This is a genomic window from Flagellimonas pelagia, assembly GCF_003584135.1.
GTDB lineage: Bacteria > Bacteroidota > Bacteroidia > Flavobacteriales > Flavobacteriaceae > Flagellimonas > Flagellimonas pelagia.
The window spans coordinates 38,639-60,000 of record NZ_QXFI01000032.1 but is presented as its reverse complement, the minus strand read 5'-3'; the positions used below and the strand labels follow the sequence as shown (position 1 = coordinate 60,000).

16 protein-coding genes (1 of these 16 cut by a window edge) are annotated in these 21,362 nt (G+C 42.7%); 5 read left to right on the top strand and 11 right to left on the bottom strand.

Going from position 1 to position 21,362, the window contains the following annotated elements; all coding sequences use genetic code 11:
• On the bottom strand, positions 1 to 1,234 hold the 5' portion of the coding sequence (locus tag D2V05_RS14010) for an Ig-like domain-containing protein (RefSeq protein ID WP_119648256.1). The gene continues 980 nt to the left of window position 1, outside the view; 1,234 of the gene's 2,214 nt are visible here — the first part of the coding sequence; the start codon lies at positions 1,232 to 1,234; its stop codon lies beyond the left edge, outside the window.
• Positions 1,235 to 1,459: 225 nt separating this feature from the next.
• Here D2V05_RS14010 and D2V05_RS14005 point away from each other — a divergent pair, with 225 nt between their 5' ends.
• Both D2V05_RS14005 and D2V05_RS14000 read left to right on the top strand, forming a co-directional pair.
• Positions 1,460 to 2,146 (top strand): phosphatase PAP2 family protein, encoded by a 687-nt coding sequence (locus D2V05_RS14005; protein ID WP_119648255.1) that lies wholly within the window; start codon positions 1,460 to 1,462, stop codon positions 2,144 to 2,146.
• A 27-nt stretch (positions 2,147 to 2,173) separates the two neighbouring features.
• Positions 2,174 to 3,736, top strand: coding sequence for an ArnT family glycosyltransferase (locus D2V05_RS14000; RefSeq protein WP_119648254.1), 1,563 nt, complete (start codon positions 2,174 to 2,176; stop codon positions 3,734 to 3,736).
• Here D2V05_RS14000 and D2V05_RS13995 read toward each other — a convergent pair.
• Complete coding sequence (locus D2V05_RS13995) at positions 3,724 to 4,410, bottom strand: ZIP family metal transporter (RefSeq protein WP_119648253.1); 687 nt, start codon at positions 4,408 to 4,410, stop codon at positions 3,724 to 3,726. The two genes, D2V05_RS14000 and D2V05_RS13995, sit on opposite strands and share 13 nt — an antisense overlap.
• A gap of 56 nt (positions 4,411 to 4,466) precedes the next feature.
• Here D2V05_RS13995 and D2V05_RS13990 point away from each other — a divergent pair, with 56 nt between their 5' ends.
• Positions 4,467 to 5,633, top strand: a complete 1,167-nt coding sequence (locus D2V05_RS13990; protein WP_119648252.1) for a THUMP domain-containing class I SAM-dependent RNA methyltransferase — start codon at positions 4,467 to 4,469, stop codon at positions 5,631 to 5,633.
• 130 nt (positions 5,634 to 5,763) lie between these two features.
• Here the strand turns inward: D2V05_RS13990 and D2V05_RS13985 are convergent, their stop codons facing one another.
• The 4 genes from D2V05_RS13985 to rlmD are packed head-to-tail and all read right to left on the bottom strand — an operon-like array spanning position 5,764 to position 8,797.
• Entirely contained in the window at positions 5,764 to 6,105 is a 342-nt protein-coding gene (locus tag D2V05_RS13985) for a VOC family protein (protein ID WP_119648251.1), read from the bottom strand.
• Positions 6,106 to 6,107: 2 nt separating this feature from the next.
• Positions 6,108 to 6,863, bottom strand: coding sequence for a DUF6048 family protein (locus D2V05_RS13980; RefSeq protein WP_119648260.1), 756 nt, complete (start codon positions 6,861 to 6,863; stop codon positions 6,108 to 6,110).
• Complete coding sequence (locus D2V05_RS13975; protein WP_119648250.1) at positions 6,844 to 7,356, bottom strand: DUF6452 family protein; 513 nt, start codon at positions 7,354 to 7,356, stop codon at positions 6,844 to 6,846. The genes D2V05_RS13980 and D2V05_RS13975 overlap by 20 nt, the downstream gene beginning before the upstream one ends.
• 22 nt (positions 7,357 to 7,378) lie before the next feature.
• Complete coding sequence (rlmD, locus tag D2V05_RS13970; protein ID WP_119648249.1) at positions 7,379 to 8,797, bottom strand: 23S rRNA (uracil(1939)-C(5))-methyltransferase RlmD; 1,419 nt, start codon at positions 8,795 to 8,797, stop codon at positions 7,379 to 7,381.
• 236 nt (positions 8,798 to 9,033) lie between these two features.
• On the opposite strand from rlmD, the gene rocD reads away from it, so the two are divergent.
• A complete protein-coding gene (gene rocD, locus D2V05_RS13965; RefSeq protein ID WP_119648248.1) occupies positions 9,034 to 10,278 on the top strand; it encodes an ornithine--oxo-acid transaminase in 1,245 nt (414 codons plus the stop codon).
• Between the two features lie 8 nt (positions 10,279 to 10,286).
• Here the strand turns inward: rocD and D2V05_RS13960 are convergent, their stop codons facing one another.
• The 3 genes from D2V05_RS13960 to D2V05_RS13950 all read right to left on the bottom strand — a co-directional run bounded on the left by D2V05_RS13960 (position 10,287) and on the right by D2V05_RS13950 (position 15,278).
• The gene (locus D2V05_RS13960) at positions 10,287 to 11,339 is read right to left on the bottom strand and encodes a S66 peptidase family protein (protein ID WP_119648247.1); all 1,053 of its coding nucleotides are present in this window, start codon (positions 11,337 to 11,339) and stop codon (positions 10,287 to 10,289) included.
• A 77-nt stretch (positions 11,340 to 11,416) separates the two neighbouring features.
• Positions 11,417 to 12,733 carry a carboxypeptidase-like regulatory domain-containing protein gene (locus tag D2V05_RS13955; protein ID WP_119648246.1) on the bottom strand — a complete coding sequence of 439 codons (1,317 nt, stop codon included), beginning with the start codon at positions 12,731 to 12,733 and terminating at the stop codon, positions 11,417 to 11,419.
• Between the two features lie 97 nt (positions 12,734 to 12,830).
• Positions 12,831 to 15,278 carry a M14 family metallopeptidase gene (locus D2V05_RS13950; RefSeq protein WP_119648245.1) on the bottom strand — a complete coding sequence of 816 codons (2,448 nt, stop codon included), beginning with the start codon at positions 15,276 to 15,278 and terminating at the stop codon, positions 12,831 to 12,833.
• Between the two features lie 161 nt (positions 15,279 to 15,439).
• On the opposite strand from D2V05_RS13950, the gene bshC reads away from it, so the two are divergent.
• Positions 15,440 to 17,041 carry a bacillithiol biosynthesis cysteine-adding enzyme BshC gene (bshC, locus tag D2V05_RS13945; protein ID WP_119648244.1) on the top strand — a complete coding sequence of 534 codons (1,602 nt, stop codon included), beginning with the start codon at positions 15,440 to 15,442 and terminating at the stop codon, positions 17,039 to 17,041.
• Between the two features lie 226 nt (positions 17,042 to 17,267).
• Here the strand turns inward: bshC and D2V05_RS13940 are convergent, their stop codons facing one another.
• Together D2V05_RS13940 and D2V05_RS13935 are read right to left on the bottom strand one after the other, a co-directional pair.
• Entirely contained in the window at positions 17,268 to 19,232 is a 1,965-nt protein-coding gene (locus D2V05_RS13940; RefSeq protein WP_119648243.1) for a thiol-activated cytolysin family protein, read from the bottom strand.
• Positions 19,233 to 19,453: 221 nt separating this feature from the next.
• Positions 19,454 to 21,301 carry a tetratricopeptide repeat protein gene (locus D2V05_RS13935; protein ID WP_119648242.1) on the bottom strand — a complete coding sequence of 616 codons (1,848 nt, stop codon included), beginning with the start codon at positions 21,299 to 21,301 and terminating at the stop codon, positions 19,454 to 19,456.
• Positions 21,302 to 21,362 lie beyond the last annotated feature (61 nt).

Below are 21,362 nucleotides of genomic sequence, written 5' to 3'. Positions count from 1 at the left end.
TAGTAAGATTCATAATACTATATAAATAGCTTGTATTTCTATTTGGTCCTACAACCGAGGCATAGGTAAGCACAAAACTTTGGGTGGTATCAAACTCCCCTTGGGCATGAAGTTTTACTTCTCTAGTCTCAAAAAAGATTTCTTCCACATCTATGGGTTCCCCATTCATTTCTGAAACAAACGCAAAGTGATTAGAAGGTATATTTGGGCTTAAGAAACCTTCTGGTATTGTAATAGTTACTAAAAGGCGTAAAATTTGAACAGGAATCTCCACTACAGATGTATTTCCCAATGAATCAAAAGCTATGATTTTTAAAATCTGCTCACCTGTGGAATAATTTTCCGGATTCATATCAAAATCAACTTGGCCATCAGTTCCGGAGGGAAAATCAACACCAGAGGTTAATAAATTTTGTCCCCCTAAGGTAACATCAAACATGGTTACATTTGAGTACGTATCAGAAAGTGTGATGGACATAAGGAATTCCTCATCCAGAATCTGCCCCTCCTCAACGGTGTTTGGAACAATTAAAGGTCCAGTATTGTCAGCAATAAAGGTTACTTCGTGAGAAGTTGTATTTTCGGCTAAGTCCGTAGCCTCAATCTTTAAAATATTTTCACCATCCGATAAATCCAGGGTGTTGATATTAAACTCATATAAATCGTTGGATATTTCTGAGGCCAACTCATTGTTTATGTAGATTTTTACTATTGATAAACCTTCATTATCGCTCGCAGTAAAAGTGAATGTATTAGTGTCACCTCCAATAACTTGTCTGTCAGACAATGAAACTTCAGAAATTGCAGGCAATTCGTTGTCTATATGAATTATTTGTTCAGAAACCCCTTCGTTTCCAGAGGTGTCCGTAGCCACAATTTTCAAAATATAGTCTTGAAACTTTCCAGTACTTGGAATCTTAGAAGAATAATTGGAAAGGTCAATCGTAAGTTGAAACGGTGCACTATTATCCTCACCTACTTTTTGATTGTTTATAAATGCTTCCACTTTAGCTACCCCACCAGCATCTTGTGCACTGATATTAATGGTAATTTGATTGCTGAAAACAGATGGCTCACCAGTAGAATCATTAGTTGATCCTGCAATTTGGACGGTAACTGTTGGCGCGATTACATCTGGCTCCGGCTCTGGTGCTGGATCTTCAGAATCCGAGGAGCAAGAAAGCAATAAAAGTACTAAACTGAATAAAAATGAGGTAAGTTGAAATTTTTTCATTGGTCGAATTAAGGACGGGACTAAATCTAGTATGAATTGTTAAATCAGCAAAATGTTTTATGGGAAGTGAAAGAATTTTCGACATGTGGTCCGTTGATTGGAAGAAAGGATTAGAATTATTTAAAGTTCCATTTACATTGTGGGAAGAATATGATAAAATTGAAATAATTTAAGATTAACTTCCAAAGAACATGTCAAAAGTAACTTTGAAACAAACCTCAAGGCATGCGCATCGTAGTACAAAGATTGTTTCCGTTCTTTTTGTTGTTGGCCATACTGTTTCCGCTTTTGTTCTTCGATAAAGGGGCCATCCTACTTTTTGTTAACGGACAGCGAACCCCTTTTTTGGATTCCGTTTTTATCAAATCCAGTTCATTGGGTAATGCCGTTACCGTGGCGTTTGTTGTGATTCTGGTATTACGGTTTAAATTAAAATGGCTGGCCATTTTTCTTCTGGCATTTGTATTTCAAATCCTATTGGTACTCTTGTTCAAGAAAGGGTTCTATTCAGGCGAGTTAAGACCATATCTCTATTTTTACAGATCAGGTTTGGGCAACTTGATCCATTTGGTGGAAGGAGTCAAAATCAGATATGTAAATTCCTTTCCCTCGGGCCATACGGCTACCATTTTCTTTTTGGTCTCCTTTTTTGCCTTGTTGTCTCGTAACCGCTCTGCCAGCTGGGTTTTGATGTCCCTTGGTTTGGTAGTGGGTATATCCCGCATTTATTTGGTCCAACATTTTTTTGTGGATGTCTATTTCGGGATTCTTTTTGGCACGCTATCTTCGATTTTTGCCTACCTGATTGTTAAAGGATTTCCCAAGAAATGGCACTCCAAACAAATTCATATTGATGTACAACAAGTGCAACAGACAACCCAAAATGCACTAAGACAGTTGTTTAATGGCTAATTTGTAGTCATTTGATACTTTGAGCTATTGAAAAAATATGATTCCCTTCTCGTTTTTCTTTTCGGACTGTTGATGTGTACTTCGTTCATTGGTCTTTATCCGATTTATATATTGGATGAAGCCCGAAACTCAGAGGCAGCTCGGGAAATGTTGGTTTCTGACAATTATATAGTCCCTTTCTTCAATGGACAATTGCGAACCGATAAACCGCCCTTACATTACTTTTTCATGGTGCTGGGCTATAAAATCTTTGGAGTAAACGCGTTTGGTGCACGGTTTTTTTCAGGATGCTTTGGTGCGCTTACCCTGCTTATGACCTATTGGAGTGTGAAAAGATGGTTCCACCCACTGGTAGCCAAGATTACGGTAGCGGTTTTAATGTCGTCCTTATTCTTTGTACAGGAATTTCATTTGGCGGTACCCGATCCCTATCTCATCTTTTTTGTTACCCTATCCCTTTTTTCCTTTTATGGTTTCTACAAAACACAAAGAATAAGTTGGTTGCTTCCATTTTATGGAGGAATGGCCTTGGGTATATTGACCAAGGGTCCCATTGCGATCGTACTACCAGGGCTGGTCATACCTATTTTTCTGTGGATGCAAAAGGAATTCAATCTTAGGAACGTTCTGAAATTAAAACCATTCCTTGGCCTGTTGCTCATCATCTTGATTGCTGGTCCTTGGTATTATCTCGTGCATCTTAACACTGAAGGGGCGTGGACCAAAGGCTTTTTCTTGGACCATAACCTATCCAGATTTGGTTCGGAAAAGGAAGGACATGGAGGTCTTTTCCTCATAACACCATTGTATGTACTGTTGGGAATGCTGCCCTTCTCAGTGTTCCTTGTTCAAGGGTTTGTAAGGGCATGGAAGGTGAGAAAAACAAACGATTTTGTACTGTTCTCTTTTTTGGTCTCGGCCATTACCATAGTTTTTTTTAGTATTTCCAGCACCAAGCTTCCCAATTACCCGATGCCCAGCTATCCGTTCGTAGCCATCTTGATCGCCTTTTATCTTTACCAGACCTATCTGGAGGGCAAAAGAACACTGGCGCTCGGGTTAAGTCTATTGTTTTTGATGTTGATAGGTATTTTATTGCCCATTGGAGGATGGATTGGCCTGTCCATGGAAAAATCATTGTTCAACTTGAGATATGTCAGCTTATTTTTGATTTTGGCCAGTATCACTAGTTTGGCATCTTCCTACTTTTATCTATCGGGAAGGTTTAAAACTACTTTCAGGTTGATTGCGGGAGGATGGATTATGATGGGATTGTTCCTTTTTGGGTTTATTTATCCTTCATTGACCCAGCACAGTCCGGTTTCCAAAGCTTTGGAACAATTGCCTTCAAATGCTGATATGGTTGCCTTTAAAAGATTCGATAGTGCATTTCCTATCAATTTTCAAAGAACCTTTCCTGTGCTGGATTCTTTGGAAGAAATCCATGCTTATTTGAAAGAGCATCCAGATGCTTTCATCATAACCAATACCAGAAAGAGGGAAGACCTACAACAATTGGAAAGCTTGCACCTTGTTATGGAGCAAAAGGCCCTTTTTGAGAACCATATCACCAGGATCTATACCAAATAGGCAATCCCCACACCTAAAATGATGACCAGTAGCTTTCTCAGGTTGAAGGCATGTCCCTGGGAACTTTCAAATAGAATAATGGTAGAAATGTGGAAAAACACCCCAATGGCCAAGGCAGTCAAAAATTGGCCATAATTGGCAATCAAAGGTGAAGTGGACAGATAACTTCCCAAAGGTGTCATCAAGGAAAAAGCGGCTACGAACAACAATATGGAACCCAATTTCATCTTGGAGTTGACAAAAAAGATACTCAGGATGATGGCAATAGGAATTTTGTGGATGACGATTCCGTACAAAATGGAATTGTTTCCGTGAATGGGAACACCCTCCACCAATGCATGTATGGAAAGGCTTAGGAACAACAAGGTCGGAAATTTATTCTCCTTTAAATGGATGTGCATGTGTCCGTGCTCCGCTCCCTTGGAAAAGAATTCCAAAAAAATCTGCAATAAAATCCCACCCAGAATGAATAGGGCAATGGTCTTTGGGTCGTTGCCTTCATAAACTTCCGGCAATAGCTCAAAAAAGGTCAGGGACAACAAAAAGGCACCACTAAAGGCCAATAAAAGTTTAATGTTGCCTGTATTTTCTGGCTTAATGAACCATACAAAGGCAAACCCGGTCCAAACGGCCAAAATGGGAATCAGGTAAACGAGAATTGAAGGAAAATCCATAGGCAGACTTGAAGGAGTAAAAATAGCCTATTTTTGCCGAAAGATGTATTGACGGTATGGCAGGAAATTTTAAAATGATGGCGAAGACCCTTTATGGTTTCGAACCTATTTTGGCAAAGGAACTTAGGGATCTAGGTGCCGGACATGTTGAAGAGGGGGTAAGGAACGTAACTTTTGAAGGAGATACGGGATTTATGTACAAGGCCAATTTGTGTTTGCGCACGGCGTTAAAAGTGTACAAGCCACTCAAAACATTCAAGGTTTTTAATGAAAAAGACCTTTATAACCATATCTACAGTTTGGATTGGCCGGCTCTGTTCGATGCGGAAAAGACCTTTGCCATTGATTCCACGGTAACGTCGGATGTGTTCAACAATTCCATGTTCGTGTCCTTAAAGGCCAAAGATGCCATTGTGGACAAGTTCCGAGCGGTGGTGAGGCAACGTCCCAATGTCAGCACACAAGATCCGGATGTCCGGATCAATATCCATATTTTTAAGAATATCTGTACCGTTTCCTTGGACAGTTCTGGGAATTCCCTGCATCAACGGGGATACCGTATTTTGACCAATATTGCCCCGATCAATGAAGTCTTGGCCGCTGGATTGCTTCTGAAGAGTAGTTGGGATGGCCAGACCGATTTTTTGGATCCTATGTGCGGTAGCGGTACTTTTTTGATCGAAGCGGCCATGATAGCGTGCAATGTTCCGGCCAACATCAACAGGGAATCCTATGCCTTTATGCATTGGAAGGATTATGATTCGGAATTACACCAAAAAATTGTAGAGGCCAGTTTAAAAAAGACCAGAGAATTCCATCATAAAATCTTGGGGTATGACAAGGCACCTTCAGCAGTGAGAAAATCTCAAGAAAATGTGGAAAATGCCAATTTATCCGATTATATCACCGTGGAACGCAAGGATTTCTTTTATACGGAAAAGCCTGTGGAAGGAAAACTCCAAATGGTGTTCAATCCGCCATACGGGGAGCGTTTACCCATTGAGGTGGAGGAGTTTTACGCCAAAATAGGGGATACCTTAAAGCAGAGTTATCCGGGAACAAACGCATGGATGATTACTTCCAACCTTGAGGCCCTTAAATTTGTAGGGTTGAAACCATCCCAAAAAATCAAGGCTTTCAATGGTAAACTGGAAGCCAAATTTGTACAGTACGAAATCTACGAGGGAAGCCGTAAAGCCAAACATCATAACAATCCAAGTTAAGAATGTAACAATGGGTTAAAAAATTTGGTCAAGTGAATTATTTCATTAGCTTTGGTAAGTTTTTAAAAGCAAAAACTAACTAACTCAATCTAACTACAAAGAAAAAGAGCCTGATCGATCAGGCTCTTTTTTATTTATCCGACCAAATGGCAAGTTCGTTGCCCGAAGGGTCCGTAAAATGGAACCTTCTTCCGCCTGGAAACGAAAAGATTTCCTTGACAATGGTCCCTCCCGATTTCAATACTTTTTCTTGAATCGCCTCCAAGTTTTCATGGTATAGGACAACGAGTACCCCATTGGAGATTTCCTTCTCTGTATGCTCAAAACCACCATCCAGTCCGCTATCGGAAAAAGCAATATAATCAGGCCCATAATAGGTAAAGGTCCATCCAAAGGCTTGACCATAGAACTCCTTGATCTTGGCAAGATTAGTTGCCCTAAATTCGATGTAGTTAATGTGGCTGTTTTCCATGCTTACTGTTGATTGGGTTCTTTCTTCTTTTTGGATTTTTTGTAGAAGGGAATCAAGTAGCTGATGGAATAATTGTAGTTCACCCCAAAATTGCTGCCATCGGTAACCTTGTTGAATCCAGGGATCCAAAGATTGGGAAAGTTGTCGTCCTCTTTATTGGTGACCAAAAAGCCCAGTCGTGCACTCATACCCACGTAGATATTTGCAAAAAGCTCTGCTTTAATACCAACAATAAACTCCAGCCAGGAAGCCGTCAGTCCAGTGAACTCGCGACCTGGTTCGGCACCGGCCAAAAATTCTTGGTTGTAGTATTGATTGCTATCGTAAATAGTGTAATCGTTCAAGGTTTGGCTAAAGCTCGCCACTGCATACCGTCCCCCAAGAATGATGGAATTGTTCATCCCAAACCAATTTTCATAGGTGTTCATATCTACTCCCGCCTTTATGTAACTTCCCGATGTTTCAAAATTGTACAAAAGGGTCTGTGCCAAGTTTTCGGATTGTGTTTTGGTTTCATTGCCTATTTCGGCGGCCAAATACAACTTGTGGGTAAGACGGTAGTCCCCGACCAGCTCAAGGCCAGTATAATCCTCATCAACAAAAGAAAGGACCAATTTGCTGATATCCGCACCCACTCGAAGACCATACTGCTCCTTGTACTCCACGGTATCCTTTTTTTGAAGGTCGATGGGTTCGCTTTGCCCCAATAGCATCAAGGGCATTAAGGCTAAGGTGAGGCTAATAATATATCTTGACATGGACATTGTTGGAGTTTTCTATGGATTCTTGGACCACTTTAATGTCCTGGATCCAGTTATTGGCACTTGCGGGCAAGGTTACGCTCAGGTTGTCAAAATTCATCACGAAACCGCAGGCCCTTGATAAAAAAGCTTCCCTTGTGGTATATGAAAATGTGAGGGTATCAATGTTTCCCGTTTCCTCGCCGGTATCCGCATCATCAGCAGAATTGGTGATGAACGCAAAGGAAGTGGCCGTGGCATCCGAACGAAGTGGAATCCCTATGGAATCCAAACTGCTAGAACGGTCGGTAATGGTATTGATGGTACTGTCCAAGATTATCTCTTTGATCCGTAATGATGGTACATCCTTGCTGGCCGTAGTATCGTCAATATCATAAAAACCGATTACCAGCAACGGGGTATCCCCGTCTACGCAGATATCATCCTTTTCACAGGATGAAACATAAATGACCAATGAGAGAATAAGTAGGATGGGGATAATTTTCTTCATTCCGGTTTCTTGTCCTTATTAATTAAAGTGTAGCCCGTTTTTCCAAAAGTACAACATTTTCAACGTGATGGGTCTGTGGAAACATATCCACGGGCTGCACCTTGGTGACTTCATAAAATTCTTTCATAAGAGCCAAATCCCTGGCCTGGGTTGCGCTGTTACAACTCACGTAAACGATTTTCGGTGGGGCCACTTGCAATAATTGCTCCACCACATTTTTGTGCATGCCATCCCTTGGGGGGTCGGTAATGATCACATCGGGTTGCCCATGTTGTGCAATAAATTGCTCGTTGAAGACACTTTTCATATCCCCAACAAAGAATTCAACGTTGCTAATGTTATTGTGTTGGGCATTCGCCTTGGCATCTTCAATGGCTTCAGGCACGGATTCTACCCCAATCACTTTTTTGGCTTTTTTTGACACGAACTGCGCAATGGTTCCGGTTCCGGTATATAGGTCATAAACCAGTTCATCGCCAGTTAGACCTGCAAAGTCACGGGTCACTTTGTAGAGTTCAAAGGCCTGCTCCGAATTGGTTTGGTAGAACGACTTGGCGTTGATCTTGAACTGCAGTCCCTCCATTTGTTCAAAAATATGGTCCCGTCCCAAAAAGCAAATTACTTCCTGATCGTAAATGGTGTCATTTTGTTTGGAATTGATGACGTACAGTAAGGATGTGATTTCTGGAAAGGTTTGGGCTAAATGGTTCAATAGCAGCTCCCGTTGTTCCTTTTTATCTTCAAAAAATTGAATGAGCAACATGATTTCCCCTGTGGAAGCGGTGCGTATCATCATGGTGCGCAAAAGCCCCTCTTGTTTTCGTGGGTCAAAGAAGGACAATCCATTTTCGGAGGCAAAGCGTTTGGTTTCCAATCGGATGGCATTGGAAGGGTCTTGTTGTAAGTGACATTTTTTAATGTCCAAAATCTTGTCCCACATTCCCGGGATATGGAATCCCAATGCCTTGCGGTCATCAATATCCTTCTCAGAGTTGATTTCCGATTCGGTCAACCACCGACTATTGGAAAAAGAAAATTCCATTTTGTTCCGATAAAAATATTGCTTCTTGGAACCCAATATGGGATTGATTTCCGGAAGCTCCAGATGACCGATGCGTTTTAAATTGTTCACGACCTCGTTTTGTTTGAAATGAAGTTGGTGCTCGTAGGCCATGTTTTGCCATTTACAACCTCCACAAACGCCAAAATGTTGACATTCGGGCTGGGTCCTTTTATCCGAAAGGACATGGAAATGGGTCGCGACGCCTTCAAAATAGGCACTTCTTTTTTTGGTGGTCATAACATCCACTATATCACCCGGGACGGCATTGGACAGAAAAATGACCCTACCATCTGGTGCTTTACCTACTGATTTTCCCTTGGCCCCGGCATCAACAACCGTTACATTTTCAAAAGTCTGTCGCTTGTTCTTTCTACGCATGGCGCAAAAGTAATTTCTTTTTGGTATTTGGTGGCCCCCAGCTTCTTAAATTGAACCTAAACTTTACGCGTATCACGTTCTAGAATCAAGCACCACAAAGCCATGCTTTTGAACAATAATTTGTAATTTGCGGGCACTTCTAGGGATGATTTCTCTCCCACGCTGCTTTTTCGAGTCCTCGAAAGAATAAAGGTATTGTAGGAATGGTTATTTTATGAATTTTAAAAATTATTGAAATGGCTGTTTTAGAGCATTTAACATCGCAGCAAGCGATTGATTTGGAAAACAAGTACGGAGCCCATAACTATCACCCATTGCCTGTGGTTTTGAGCAAAGGCGAAGGTGTTTATGTGTGGGATGTGGAAGGCAAGAGATATTATGATTTTCTCTCCGCTTATTCCGCAGTGAACCAAGGGCATTGCCACCCAAAGATTGTGGGTGCCATGGTGGAGCAGGCCCAAACCTTGACCTTGACTTCGCGGGCTTTTTACAATGATATGTTGGGGCAGTACGAACAGTATGCTACGTCTACCTTTGGATTCGACAAATTATTGCCCATGAATACGGGGGCAGAAGCTGTGGAAACCGCTTTGAAGATTTGTAGACGATGGGCCTACCAGAAAAAGGGAATTCCTGAAAATCAGGCACAGGTGATTGTTTGTGAAAATAATTTTCATGGGAGGACCACGACCATCATTTCGTTCTCCAATGATCCAGTAGCAAGAACTGACTATGGACCTTTTACGGAAGGGTTCATCAAAATAGCATATGATAATTTGAGGGCTCTTGAAAAGGCTTTACAGAACAATCCCAATGTGGCCGGTTTCTTGGTGGAACCCATCCAAGGTGAAGCTGGAGTGTATGTCCCATCTGAGGGATATTTGTCTGCGGCCAAGGCCCTATGCGAAAAATACAACGTGCTATTTATTGCTGATGAAGTACAAACGGGAATCGCCAGAACGGGTAAAATGCTTGCGGTGGACCATGAAAACGTAAAACCAGATATTTTGATCTTGGGGAAGGCCCTTTCAGGAGGAGTTTACCCTGTTTCAGCAGTTTTGGCCAATAATGAAATCATGGACGTGATAACACCGGGTAGTCATGGCAGCACGTTTGGTGGAAACCCAGTGGCGGCGGCAGTGGCCATTGCGGCACTCGAAGTAATCAAGGAGGAACAATTGGCGGAAAATGCCATGGAGTTGGGAGAAGTGTTCCGAGAAGAATTGAACAAGTTCATCCCATCTTGCGATTTGGTGATCCAGGTTAGGGGAAAGGGATTGTTGAATGCCATTGTGATCAACGATACCGAGGATAGCTCCACGGCTTGGGATATTTGTATGGCACTGAAGGAAAATGGTCTCCTGGCCAAACCTACGCATGGAAACATTATCCGTTTTGCCCCACCTTTGGTGATGAATCACGAACAGTTATTGGATTGTGTGGATATTATCATCAAGACCCTGAAAGAGTTTGATAAATAAAAAGTTCATCAGGATACAGCCGCTTCTAAGAGTTCCAAACTCATTTCATCGGCATTGAAAGCTGCTTGGACTCCCACTGGAAGTGTAAAATTATTGGGAACATGCCCAAAGCTCATACCATAGGCTGCGGGCATGCCCAAAGAAGCTATCCGGTCTATGATGACTTCTTTCAGAGTGAAATTATCCTCTTTTTTTCCGCGATTACATCCTTTACATACACCGAATACCACACCCCTCGCATTTTTGAAAGTTGGACCTTCAATCAATTGGGTGAGCATTCGGTCAATGCGGTAGGGTGCTTCTTCCACATCTTCCAAAAAAACAAGCTTGTCCGTAAAATCGATTTCATGTGGCGTACCGATCAAAGCGTTGACCAAGGTTAAACTACCACCTGCCAATTCTCCTTCACAGGAGCCTGGGGTGATGGTGTATCTATCATATTCGGGATTCTCCAAAAACTCAGGGTCAGTCAGCTTTGCGTTTTTAATCTTTTGTGAATCTTTGCCCTTCATCAACACTTTTTTAAAGTATTTCTGGCTGTAGGCATCATCTATTGTACTGCCTACGGGACCATGGAAACACACAAGTCCTGTTTCTTTATATACGGCTTGGATCAAAGCGGTGATATCACTAAAACCGATCAAAACTTTTGGATTCTTCTTGATACTCTTATAATCCAATTGATCTAAAATCCGAGTACAGCCATATCCACCACGGGCACATAGGATACCATCGATATGGGGGTTGGCAAACATTTCGTTTACATCTTTGGCCCGCTCCTTGTCAGTATTGCTGAAATAGCCATAATTCCCGATCAAGCGTTCGGTATGATAGGTCTTGAACCCCATTTCCTTTAAAGTTGCCAGTGCCTTTTCCAATACCTCTGGTTTTATGGCGTAACCTGGCGCCACCAAACCGATGGTATCTCCCTTTTTCAACTTTTTGGGTTTTATTCTTGAAAGGGTGGATGGTGTAAGCTCGTTTCCCCATCCGGTATTAGGAAATAATGTGGCCGCTCCGAGCACCGTGGCGGATTTAAGAAAAGTTCTTCGCTTGGACATGTACTTTTGATTGCTTTAGATTATACGCTGGCAACTAGGCCAAGGTAAATATCCATAAAATATGTAGAACGGCCCAATCAGTCACTATTACGTTCGGCCCTACGCAATTGGCGTTGGATTTTCTTGATGGCGGACTCGATGGATTTCTCTGGTTCAATGATATTATATTCTCCCCAAAAGTCAGGGTCGGAAAAACCGGTGGCCTCATCACTCATGATAATGGATTTTTTGATGCGCTCCCTATTTCGGGGTAGCTCTCCTGTGCTGTTGTTTTCCCAATCAGTGATAGCCATTTCAGCGTTCATACTGTACACGGAATTGAACCATTTGTCTTCCCAGTCCACTTTGAACTCCATGGTAACGCTGCTGTACCCATAATACCATTTGCCGTTCTTTTCCCGATAGTCTACCCGATAGGAAACTTCTGTGGGCCACACATCAACCCTGGCGGGTTTTCTGCGGACAAATAGCTCTGCTGCTTTTTTCCGATCGGTAATGTTCAATGAAAAGATGGCGCCGGTCAGGATCTTGTTTTCCACATCAATGTAAAGTTCCCCTTGGTATAAGGGTTCCAAGATATTTTCGTGCTGGTTAAACTTGACTACATAAATCAATTTGTCATTGATTCGCGTGGAGCGGTCGAACCAAAATCTATAGTTGGCCATGGCTTCCTTGGAGAAGATATATTCGGGATATTTCATGATATCCACATATAGCGTATTGTATGGCCCTCCTTGCAGTTTTAGGGCCACCGTATCCAATTTGCTATAATCGGTACTTTTACGGGATTTGTACAACTCTACGGCATCATCCCGATTGGAATCATAAGGTGATTTGTAAATATTGACCACTGCTTCTGACAAGGATACATTCTTTCTTCTTTTTTTGATGGTTTCCCGATAAAAGGCCGTCATCAAGGTAGAATTGTCGAAATAATTCTCATCCCTGTGGGCCATGGTTTCCCTCACCAATGCCATGGCATCCTTTGGGGCATTGATGTTGATTTCCGATAATTGAGTGACGGAAATCTCCAATGAAATTTTGTTTTTCTCCTCCTTAAGTTCGGACAAGGGTACCGTTTTTGTTTTATAGCCCAAAAAGGACACAACCACATTTTCACTGGTTATGTCCTTGGGAATTTTCAATAGAAAATTTCCCTCAGTGTTGGATATGGTACTGATGTTGGTTCCTTCCACAGTCAATGTGGCAAAAACCAAGGGCTTGTTGGTGGATGCATCAACAACTTCACCACTGTATTGGTTGTAATCGTTTGTCTCTTCTTGAAAGGCAAAAGTTTGGGCAGGGCCCATTAATAAAACGACTATTATTGCCCAAAGCAACGATGTCGATACACTTCCCAAATTAGGAAGCAATTTGTTTAGTTGTGAATCCATAATCTTTACCCAAAATCCTACTTAAAGATACAAAATTTTGGATATCGAATACCATCAAAAGACCTTAGTAAATAGTTAAAAATCAGTCAAAAGGATTTTATTCCACCATAAATAGGGCATTGGCGAAGAACAGCTTGCCGTTTTCCCAAAAACCTCTGAACAAAGGATTGTCCACCATATAGATCACTTGACCTCTGCCAACGCCTTCGGTACCAAAGACCAAGGACCCTGAAATTTGTTTTTGGGCCTCACTGCCTGCAAATCCAGAAAACGGTTTAGCATCTTTTTCTAGATAAACTGCACTGCCCCCTTGTAAATAATCATAACTGGAGCTTCCCAATTTTAAGGTGAAATAGTCCTTTCCATAACCATAGGCCAATGGGTTGGTATTGTCCACCTTTGTTTTGAAAATGGCCCCAGTGATAGCACTTTTGATACCTTCTCGTTCCCAATCTTCATAGGGCTTAGGTTGGGTTTCCCCTGAATCCTTCTCCATTTCCTTTTTCTTGATACCGAAGCCTTTGTCCCCGTCAATGGCATCGATAGCGCCGCCCATTGCAATGATTTTGCCTCCCTGGCGTACCCAATCCTTTAAATCGGCAAGTTGGCTTTCGTTGAAATAGCTCCCGTATCTGCCATCGGGAAGGATCAGAATATTGTATTCCCCAAGGTCTACTCTTTTGGCGTAATCACCATCCAAAACCGTAATGGGATAATGGAGTTGCTGTTCAAAAAAGTGCCAGATTTCTCCAAAACGTAGGGTAGAGGTCGGTTCACCTGATAAGACAGCAATCTTAGGTTTGGTAATCATCTGCACATAGGAAGAACCAAAGTCTTTTCCAGCATCTACAAAACCTGTGCTTACTGGGGTCAGGTTCTTTTGGAATTTTTGAGCGGTTGTATGAAGAATTTCAACATAATCCGCTTTATGCTCATTGTCCGATTTAGTGATGATGAGGGTTCCTCTGTCAAAGGATTTTCCTTCCATCTTGAAGGGGAGATTGGCCTTACGCACGCGAACCCCTTCTTTGATCAGAGTGGCCAAGAACTTGGCGTCCTCTATACTGTTCCAGTCTGTTAAATAGGCATAGGTTCCCTTTTCCACCGATGTTGAAACCATATTTTCCTTGGCACTTTGTGGTGCAACCAATGTAGATGAGGCTATTGCATCAAGACCATAGGCATAGGGTAGGGACCAAGCTGTGATATCATAGGTCAAGGAATCCGAGAGTTTGGCATTGGGTTCGAACAAAACTGTAACCAAAGTTCCCTTGGGTTGATTGGTGGAAACCACCATACCATTGCCATTAACGGACATACTTCCGCTTTTTCCCGTGGCATACTCATGGCCTTTGTAGGAACCGCTCGCTAGATCTCCGTATTGGATCTGGTGTTTTTCCAAAAGGGATTTCAAGGATTTCAATTTGTCCTCATCTCCCTTCAACACATAGCTTTTGTATTTGAAATTTTGGTTTTTGTAGAACTTTTTGAATTCTTCGTTCAATTTTTCCGCGTTCTTGGATGATACCTCCACTGTGGAAATGCCAGTGGTATAGTGGTGCGCAATCCTATCCTTAAGAGTCAGGGTATCCCCATTTGCAGTGATGATGCCCAGACCGGCCCTTCCGCCACCCCCTTGTTCATACGTCATCCCAATGGCGCCATTGTAAATGGGGTAGGTGTCCCCATAACTTGGGTATAACAAGTCAAAGACTTCTTTGGTAAAATAAAACCACCCATTGGCATCAAAATATTTGGCATGGTTGCGGCCCAAGGTCACTTGAAAGTCACGCTGGAAATCGGTAATAACCTCATGATAAGGCTCTGCTGCTGGGGCAAAGTAGTAGGGATTGTTCACCCCTTGCTCATGGAAATCAACATGTACGTGGGGCATCCATTGGTTGTACATTTTTAACCGTTGTTGACTTTCCACCTGTGTCAACCACGCCCAATCACGGTTCAGGTCGAACATGTAGTGGTTGCTTCGGCCACCCCACCAGCCCTCATGGTGTTCCTTACTATTGGGATCCACTTGGTTGGGTGTGTTCTTGTATTGATTGTACCAGTTGCTGTACCGGTCTCGTCCATCAGGATTGATACAGGGATCCATGATAACCACGGTATTTTCAAGATAGGAACTTTTGCTGGTCAACAATTCATAGATTGTCTTCATGGAAGCTTCGGTGCTCACACTTTCGTTCCCGTGCACATTATAGCTCAACCAAACTATAGCTTTATCGGAAGTTCCTTCTCCTTTAGTCTCCTTTAAATGTTCCAACCGAATGCCTTCCAAATTGGAAATGTTTTCCGCGGAGCTTACATAAGCCAGGATCAAAGGCCTACGTTCGTTGGTCTGTCCGTAAACGGTAAGCTTAACCCGATCAGGAGCGGCTTTGGCCAAATACTCGTAATAGTCTACCACTTCGTGGTGACGGGTAAATTCGGTTCCCAACTCATACCCCAAAAATTCGGAAGGGGATTTTAACTGTTGTGCGGAAAGGGTAAGGGAAAAAAGAAGAATGAGGGAAAATAAAAAACGGGTCATGTTTGGTTGAATTAGTTGAATTCCAAATCTACTAATAAATTGGTCGTGACACCTAATTTTTATATGGGGGGAACGGTAGAAATGCAAAAAATGCAATTAACGTATTTTTAGGACGACTAAAAGAGAAGTACGTTATCTTTGAACACCTCATTACAGTTTGAATGGATATAGATTGTATACCCTTTAAGGAAACAGGTTATTTTTCCAAACTTATTTGCGATTATCTAGACCAACACGAAGACCTAAGACCATTCTTCAACAGGTATCCGAAATTGGAGAATTTTGCGGGACAGATTCAAGAAAAACAGGCAAGTTTCCCCAAAAACCATAGGAAAGTTTTGGTTGATGCCCTGCAGAAACAATATCAGGACACCATAATTTCCGAAGCTACTTCTGAACATATTACCCGTCTGGCTGATAGTAAAACCTTTACAGTGGTCACGGGCCACCAGTTGAACCTGTTCACCGGACCTCTATATTTTCTGTACAAGATTGTTTCCACCATCAATTTGGCCCAAAAGCTGAAAGAGGCGTACCCGGAATACCATTTTGTTCCCGTGTATTGGATGGCCACCGAGGACCATGATTTTGATGAGATCAATTATTTCAACCTGCATGGCAAGAAAATCCAATGGAACAAAAAGGCCAAGGGTGCGGTGGGGCGTTTGTCCACAGACGGGTTAGATCAGGTGTTTGACACCTTTGCTGCCGAAATTGGCCAGTTTGGGCAATCGGAAGTATTGAAAAAACTGTTTCAACAAGCCTATTTGCAGCATAATACCCTTGCCGAGGCTACTCGGTTTTTGGCCAATGTCCTTTTTGGGGAACAAGGTTTGGTCATCGTGGACGGTGATGATGCCCAATTGAAAAAATTATTGGTGCCCTATGCCAAGAAAGATATTTTTGAGCAGATTCCTTTTACCAAAGTATCGGAAAGCATAGCCGAACTGAGTAAAATATCCTCAGATTATACCATACAGGTGAACCCGCGGGAAATCAATTATTTCTACCTGAAAGATAACCTTCGCGAGCGTATTGTGGAGAAACAGGGCAAGTACCACGTCATCAACACGCATATCGATTTTACCCCTGAAGCTTTGGAGGAGGAATTGGAAAGCCACCCCGAACGCTTTTCTCCCAACGTGGTGGCAAGGCCCTTGTACCAAGAAGTGATATTGCCCAACCTCTGCTATATTGGTGGGGGAGGTGAGTTGGCCTATTGGTTGGAACTTAAATCCTATTTTGAGGCACTTGGGGTACCCTATCCCATGTTGATGCTCAGAAACTCGGCATTGGTCATCACGGAAAAGCAGTCCCAAAAAGTGGAGAAACTTGGTCTGAAGATTTCCCATTTGTTTTTGAAACAGCATTCCCTGATCAACAAAAAAATCCGGGACATTTCCAACATCGATATTGATTTCTCTCCCCAGAAAAAGCTGTTGGAGGAGCAATTCAAGCATTTGTATGAATTGGCCGAGCAGACCGATGAAAGTTTTTTGGGAGCGGTGAAAGCGCAGGAAGTCAAGCAGAAAAAAGGTTTGGATGCCTTGGAGAAGCGATTGTTGAAAGCCCAAAAAAGGAAATTGAAGGACCATGTGGTACGGTTGACCGAACTTCAGAATGAGTTGTTCCCCAACAAATCCCTTCAAGAACGTCAATGGAACTTTTCCGAATTCTATCTTGAAATGGGAGACAGCTTTATCCCCATATTGTTTGAAACACTAGATCCTTTCTGTGAGAAATTCATTATTTTGAAACACTAGTTAATTCCTTTAAAAACAGGTTCTTAGGAATAAAATCAAAATAATTTGAAAATTTTTGAAAAACTAGGTAGGGTATTTCCCTACTTGGTTGTTCCATTAATGAAAATTGCTATGAAAAAGTAAATATTTTGAGTTGGTTAACTCATATGTTTAGGTTGGTTTTGATTTTATTTAAAAGCCCCGGAGTGGTTCCCGGGGCTTTTTTTATGCTAACTCAATCTTTGTGCTATCTAATGACCCAGGGTCCTTCAAAGCGGTCCTCACCTGTCGTTGCCGATGAGAACCATTCCATGATTTCATCCCCTTCTTTGTTCACAAAAAGGAACCTAACACTGGAACCACCAATATTGAACTGGGTGGCTGCACCTACCTCATCAAACAGGGCGCCATGGTTTTCAATGCTCAAGGGGTCTCCGAACCATTCATTGGAGGCTTTGGAGGAGCCCCAACTGCCACCGCTAGCGGAACTGTAGACTTGGTATTCATCCCCATCCTGTCCAAAAAAGGCCATGGAGGAAACCCCAACTTTTACCGCTGCACCAATTCCCTGGGTAGCGAGGTTGAAATTTCCACTATCACCAAAAGTTTCGTTTACCAAGATAGGATTGTCCGCCGTTCCAATCGGTTCCGTTGGTAATTGGTTGTTGGCCGTATAATTGGTCAATCTGAATATTTGTAATTGGAACCCATCACCGCTGAAGACGTATAATCGCGGGGCAAGGTTGTCTGCAAATAGGACTGCAGCCCCAACCGTGGAAAGTTGAAGTGCTCCCAAGGGTGCATCGGGGTCTGTGATGTCAAAAATTCTTCTGCCCCCATCACTCAGGATACCAGGTGTGTTCCCATTGAACCAAGCATATTGTGTCCCCGCTTTGTTGAAAATGAGCACATCACTGTTTCCCAATTGTGCCATGGCACCGATGCCATCCTCAAAAAGATCTAAAAGGCTACTGTAGAGTCCTGGTGGCAAAACACCCTTCAATTCACAATTCTTTACGGTGTATTTGGTAGCCAAATTAGTACTCACCACTACGCTGGGATCTTCCAGGCTATTCACTACATAGGAGAGGGGCAATCCCCCAGAAATGTCACTGGAGGCGGCAAGACGGTCCACGATGTCCTTTAAATTGTCCACAGCATCTTCCCCACCAAAGGTGGCACCCACGGCGTTCAAGGTGCCTTCGGAATCCCCACCGTAGGCAATCACTTTAACGGATAAGTTGTTGAACTCCCTCAGCGATTCAATATCCACACTTCCACTAACTTTTCCAGCTACGGCATTGTAAGAGCCTTTCAGGGCAAACTCCATATCTTCTGCCGATGCGGTCGACTCATAAAGCATGTAAAAAATACGTCCGTAGGTCACTGATGAAACAAAGGTTGCCGGATTATCCGATTGAATATATTTGGCGAGTTGTTCCCCCGTTACACTTGCATCGAAGACTTCATCCAAACTGGTGGGCTTTACGTAACTCATGGTGTAATAGGCCTGGGTCAATTTTACCAAAACACTGCTATATTCGGAACTGGTGTTGTATGAAAAACTGGAACTTACTTTGGTGGTCAAGGTAGATGCCTTCAAGCCCATTTCCAAGGCCAATTGCTCTTTCGAGTTGATGGCCACAACGTCCAAGGTGAAATTAGCTGGGGTGATGTCCCCATTCTGTGCAATGACATCGTTCATGGCCTGTTGTACGGTACCTTGATCCACAACATCCACGGTGACCGTAGCTTTTGGGTTGCCGGTCACCAAATTATAGGTGATTTTTCCGCCAGCACGTTTCACAACAATGTCCGATGGTGTTGCGTTGTCCAAGGTTTTGCCCTGTAAAAGATTCCCGGGCCATATAACAGATGCGTTGGTATTGTAGAGGGGAAAGGTATAGGTACCACCTGTAATGTCCACTTCCTTTTCGGTGCACACCCAGCGTTGTTCCACATTTTCACCGCTCTCCTTTTTATCATAATCCTCGTTCGTTGATTGCTCTGTGCCCTCAACTTCCGTTTCTGTGGTAGTGGGTGGAAATTCTTCGAACCCATCACCACTGGCCACCACCTCGGCAACGGTCATCGGTTTATCTGGATCAGGGTTCGGGTCGGTAGCACCATCACTCTCCTTGCTGCATCCCAGAAAGAGGATGATTAAGGTCAGGGTCAAAAATCTGCTGTACAATTTCATGGTTGTTTTCATGATTCTGATGTTTTGTGGTTAAACTTGATTGTTGTTTTGTGCGACTCGCCCGGTAACGGTCTGCAGCCCTTAGCCGAGCAAGACCACAAAACTGTTGTGTCAAAATCAATGACGGAACAAACATAAAATGCTGATTTTGAGGAAGGAAATAATGATGGTGGACAAAAGGTGGACACCCCTATTTTAGCAAAGGGACATCAAGTGGACACCCAGAAGAGTTATTAGAGGCTTAAAACCAGGTCTTGGAGAGAATCTTCGGTGGCGATGTTCAATTTTTTGCGAAGTCTGTATCGTGCCTTTTTGATGCCTTCTTGTGAAATGTTCAGGATATTGGCAATCTCTTTGGAAGAAAGGTTCATCTTGAGCAGTGCCAACAAGCGCAGTTCATTGGCCGTGATATCCGGAAACTTGGCCTTTACATTGCTATTAAAATCTTTGTGGACCTCTTCAAAATATCGGGAAAAGTTTTTCCAATTGTTGTCGTCCTGTAGGTCAAAATCAATGGTGCGGATAAGTTGTTGGTAGCCGTTTTTGGAAGCATCGGTTTGCTTCAATGCTTCGGCTTTCTGTTTTAAATCTTCCAAAACCTCGTTCTTTTTGGCCAAATGCAAAGCATGTGTGGTGAGTTCCTTCTTTTTAAAAGCCAGCTCAGCATCTACCTTTTCCTTTTCCAATTTGTTCCGTTTTAATTTCTGGCGAATACCATAAAAACCGAACCCAAAGACCAATACTGATAATCCAAGTCCAACGCCCAAGAGTAGTTTTTGTAAATTGCTGACTTTGGCTTCTTGCTCCAATAATGCGATCTGCTGTTCCTTCTTCTCGGTCTCGTAAATGGTTTTGAGCTCTTCCGTGGCCTTGGTGCGCTTCAAGGTAAAAATGGAATCACTGATGGATTTGTTCAACTTGAAATTGGTCAAGGCTGCATCATAATCTTTCAAACTTTCAAGGGTTTCGGCTTTGGTCAAATACACCTTGGCCAAAATTTCGGGATCTTGTAGCTGTTTTCCAATCTCCAAGCTTTTGTCAATGTTGGCCAGGGCCTTTTTTAATTCCCCCTGTTTATGGTAAGTCCTACCCAAATATAACAGCGATGTGGCCTCATTGTAAGGGGAACCTATGTCTTTCCAAGTGGTCAGACTTGATTCAAAATCCACAATGGCGTCAGGATAGGCTTCCCGGGTAAATTCCAACAGACCTTTATTGAAATAGGCCCTTGCAATGTTGGAGTTATATTCCAGTTTCCGGGAAAGCTCCAAAGCAAGGTCCAGATCTTTTTCCGCAGAGTCCAATTGATGTAATTTGATTTTTGAGTCCGCCAAATAATTTAGGACTTGTGCCCGGCTTTGATCGTTTTCCACTTTTTGGTAGTGGGCTATGCTTTCTTCAAAAATGGCAATGGCCTTTTCGTGATCTTCTGTGGTCTGGTATATGGTTCCAATTTGAAACAGATCTTCCGCCATTCTAAAATCGTCGTGCAAAGCCTCATGGATTTTCAAAGCCTTTTGGGTTTCCAAAAGCGCGATATTAAAAAAACCGTTGGTCATGCCTATTTTTCCTTTTAGTAGGTAGGCATTGCCCAAATGAAGGGAGTCGTTGAATTTTTTAAAAACGGGAATGTTCTGGTCCATAATGGTATTTGCACTCTCCGTATTGCCTTGGTAATGGTCCAGAATCCCAATGTTGTGCCGAATCACCGAAGCCCGCAATGTATCGCCGAGTTCTAGAGATTGGTCTACCGAATAGTTGAGGTATTGTCGGGCAGAGTCAATTTTACCGAGTCGGTAATAGTAATTAGCCTTTTGGGCGTATAATTTGGCCACACCCTTGTCATTTTTATTTTTCTGGTACAGCGCTTGGGCCTTTTCCAAGTATTCTAGAGTTTTGTTGGGATCGTTGTACATGGTAAGGTCGGACAGTTCCAGAAAATTTCGCGCCGCAACGGTGTCGATCTTCGTCTGTCTGATGACCTGGAGGATGCTATCGATTTTTTTTTGATTTTCCTGACCCCAAACATTGGCAAATAGACCAATAAAAAAGAGCCAAGCTAGACTGGTGCGGGGTTTCATGGAGGTTGAATTATCCTCCTAAAATAGCAATTTACTACAACTTTTTGAACAAGAAGCGATT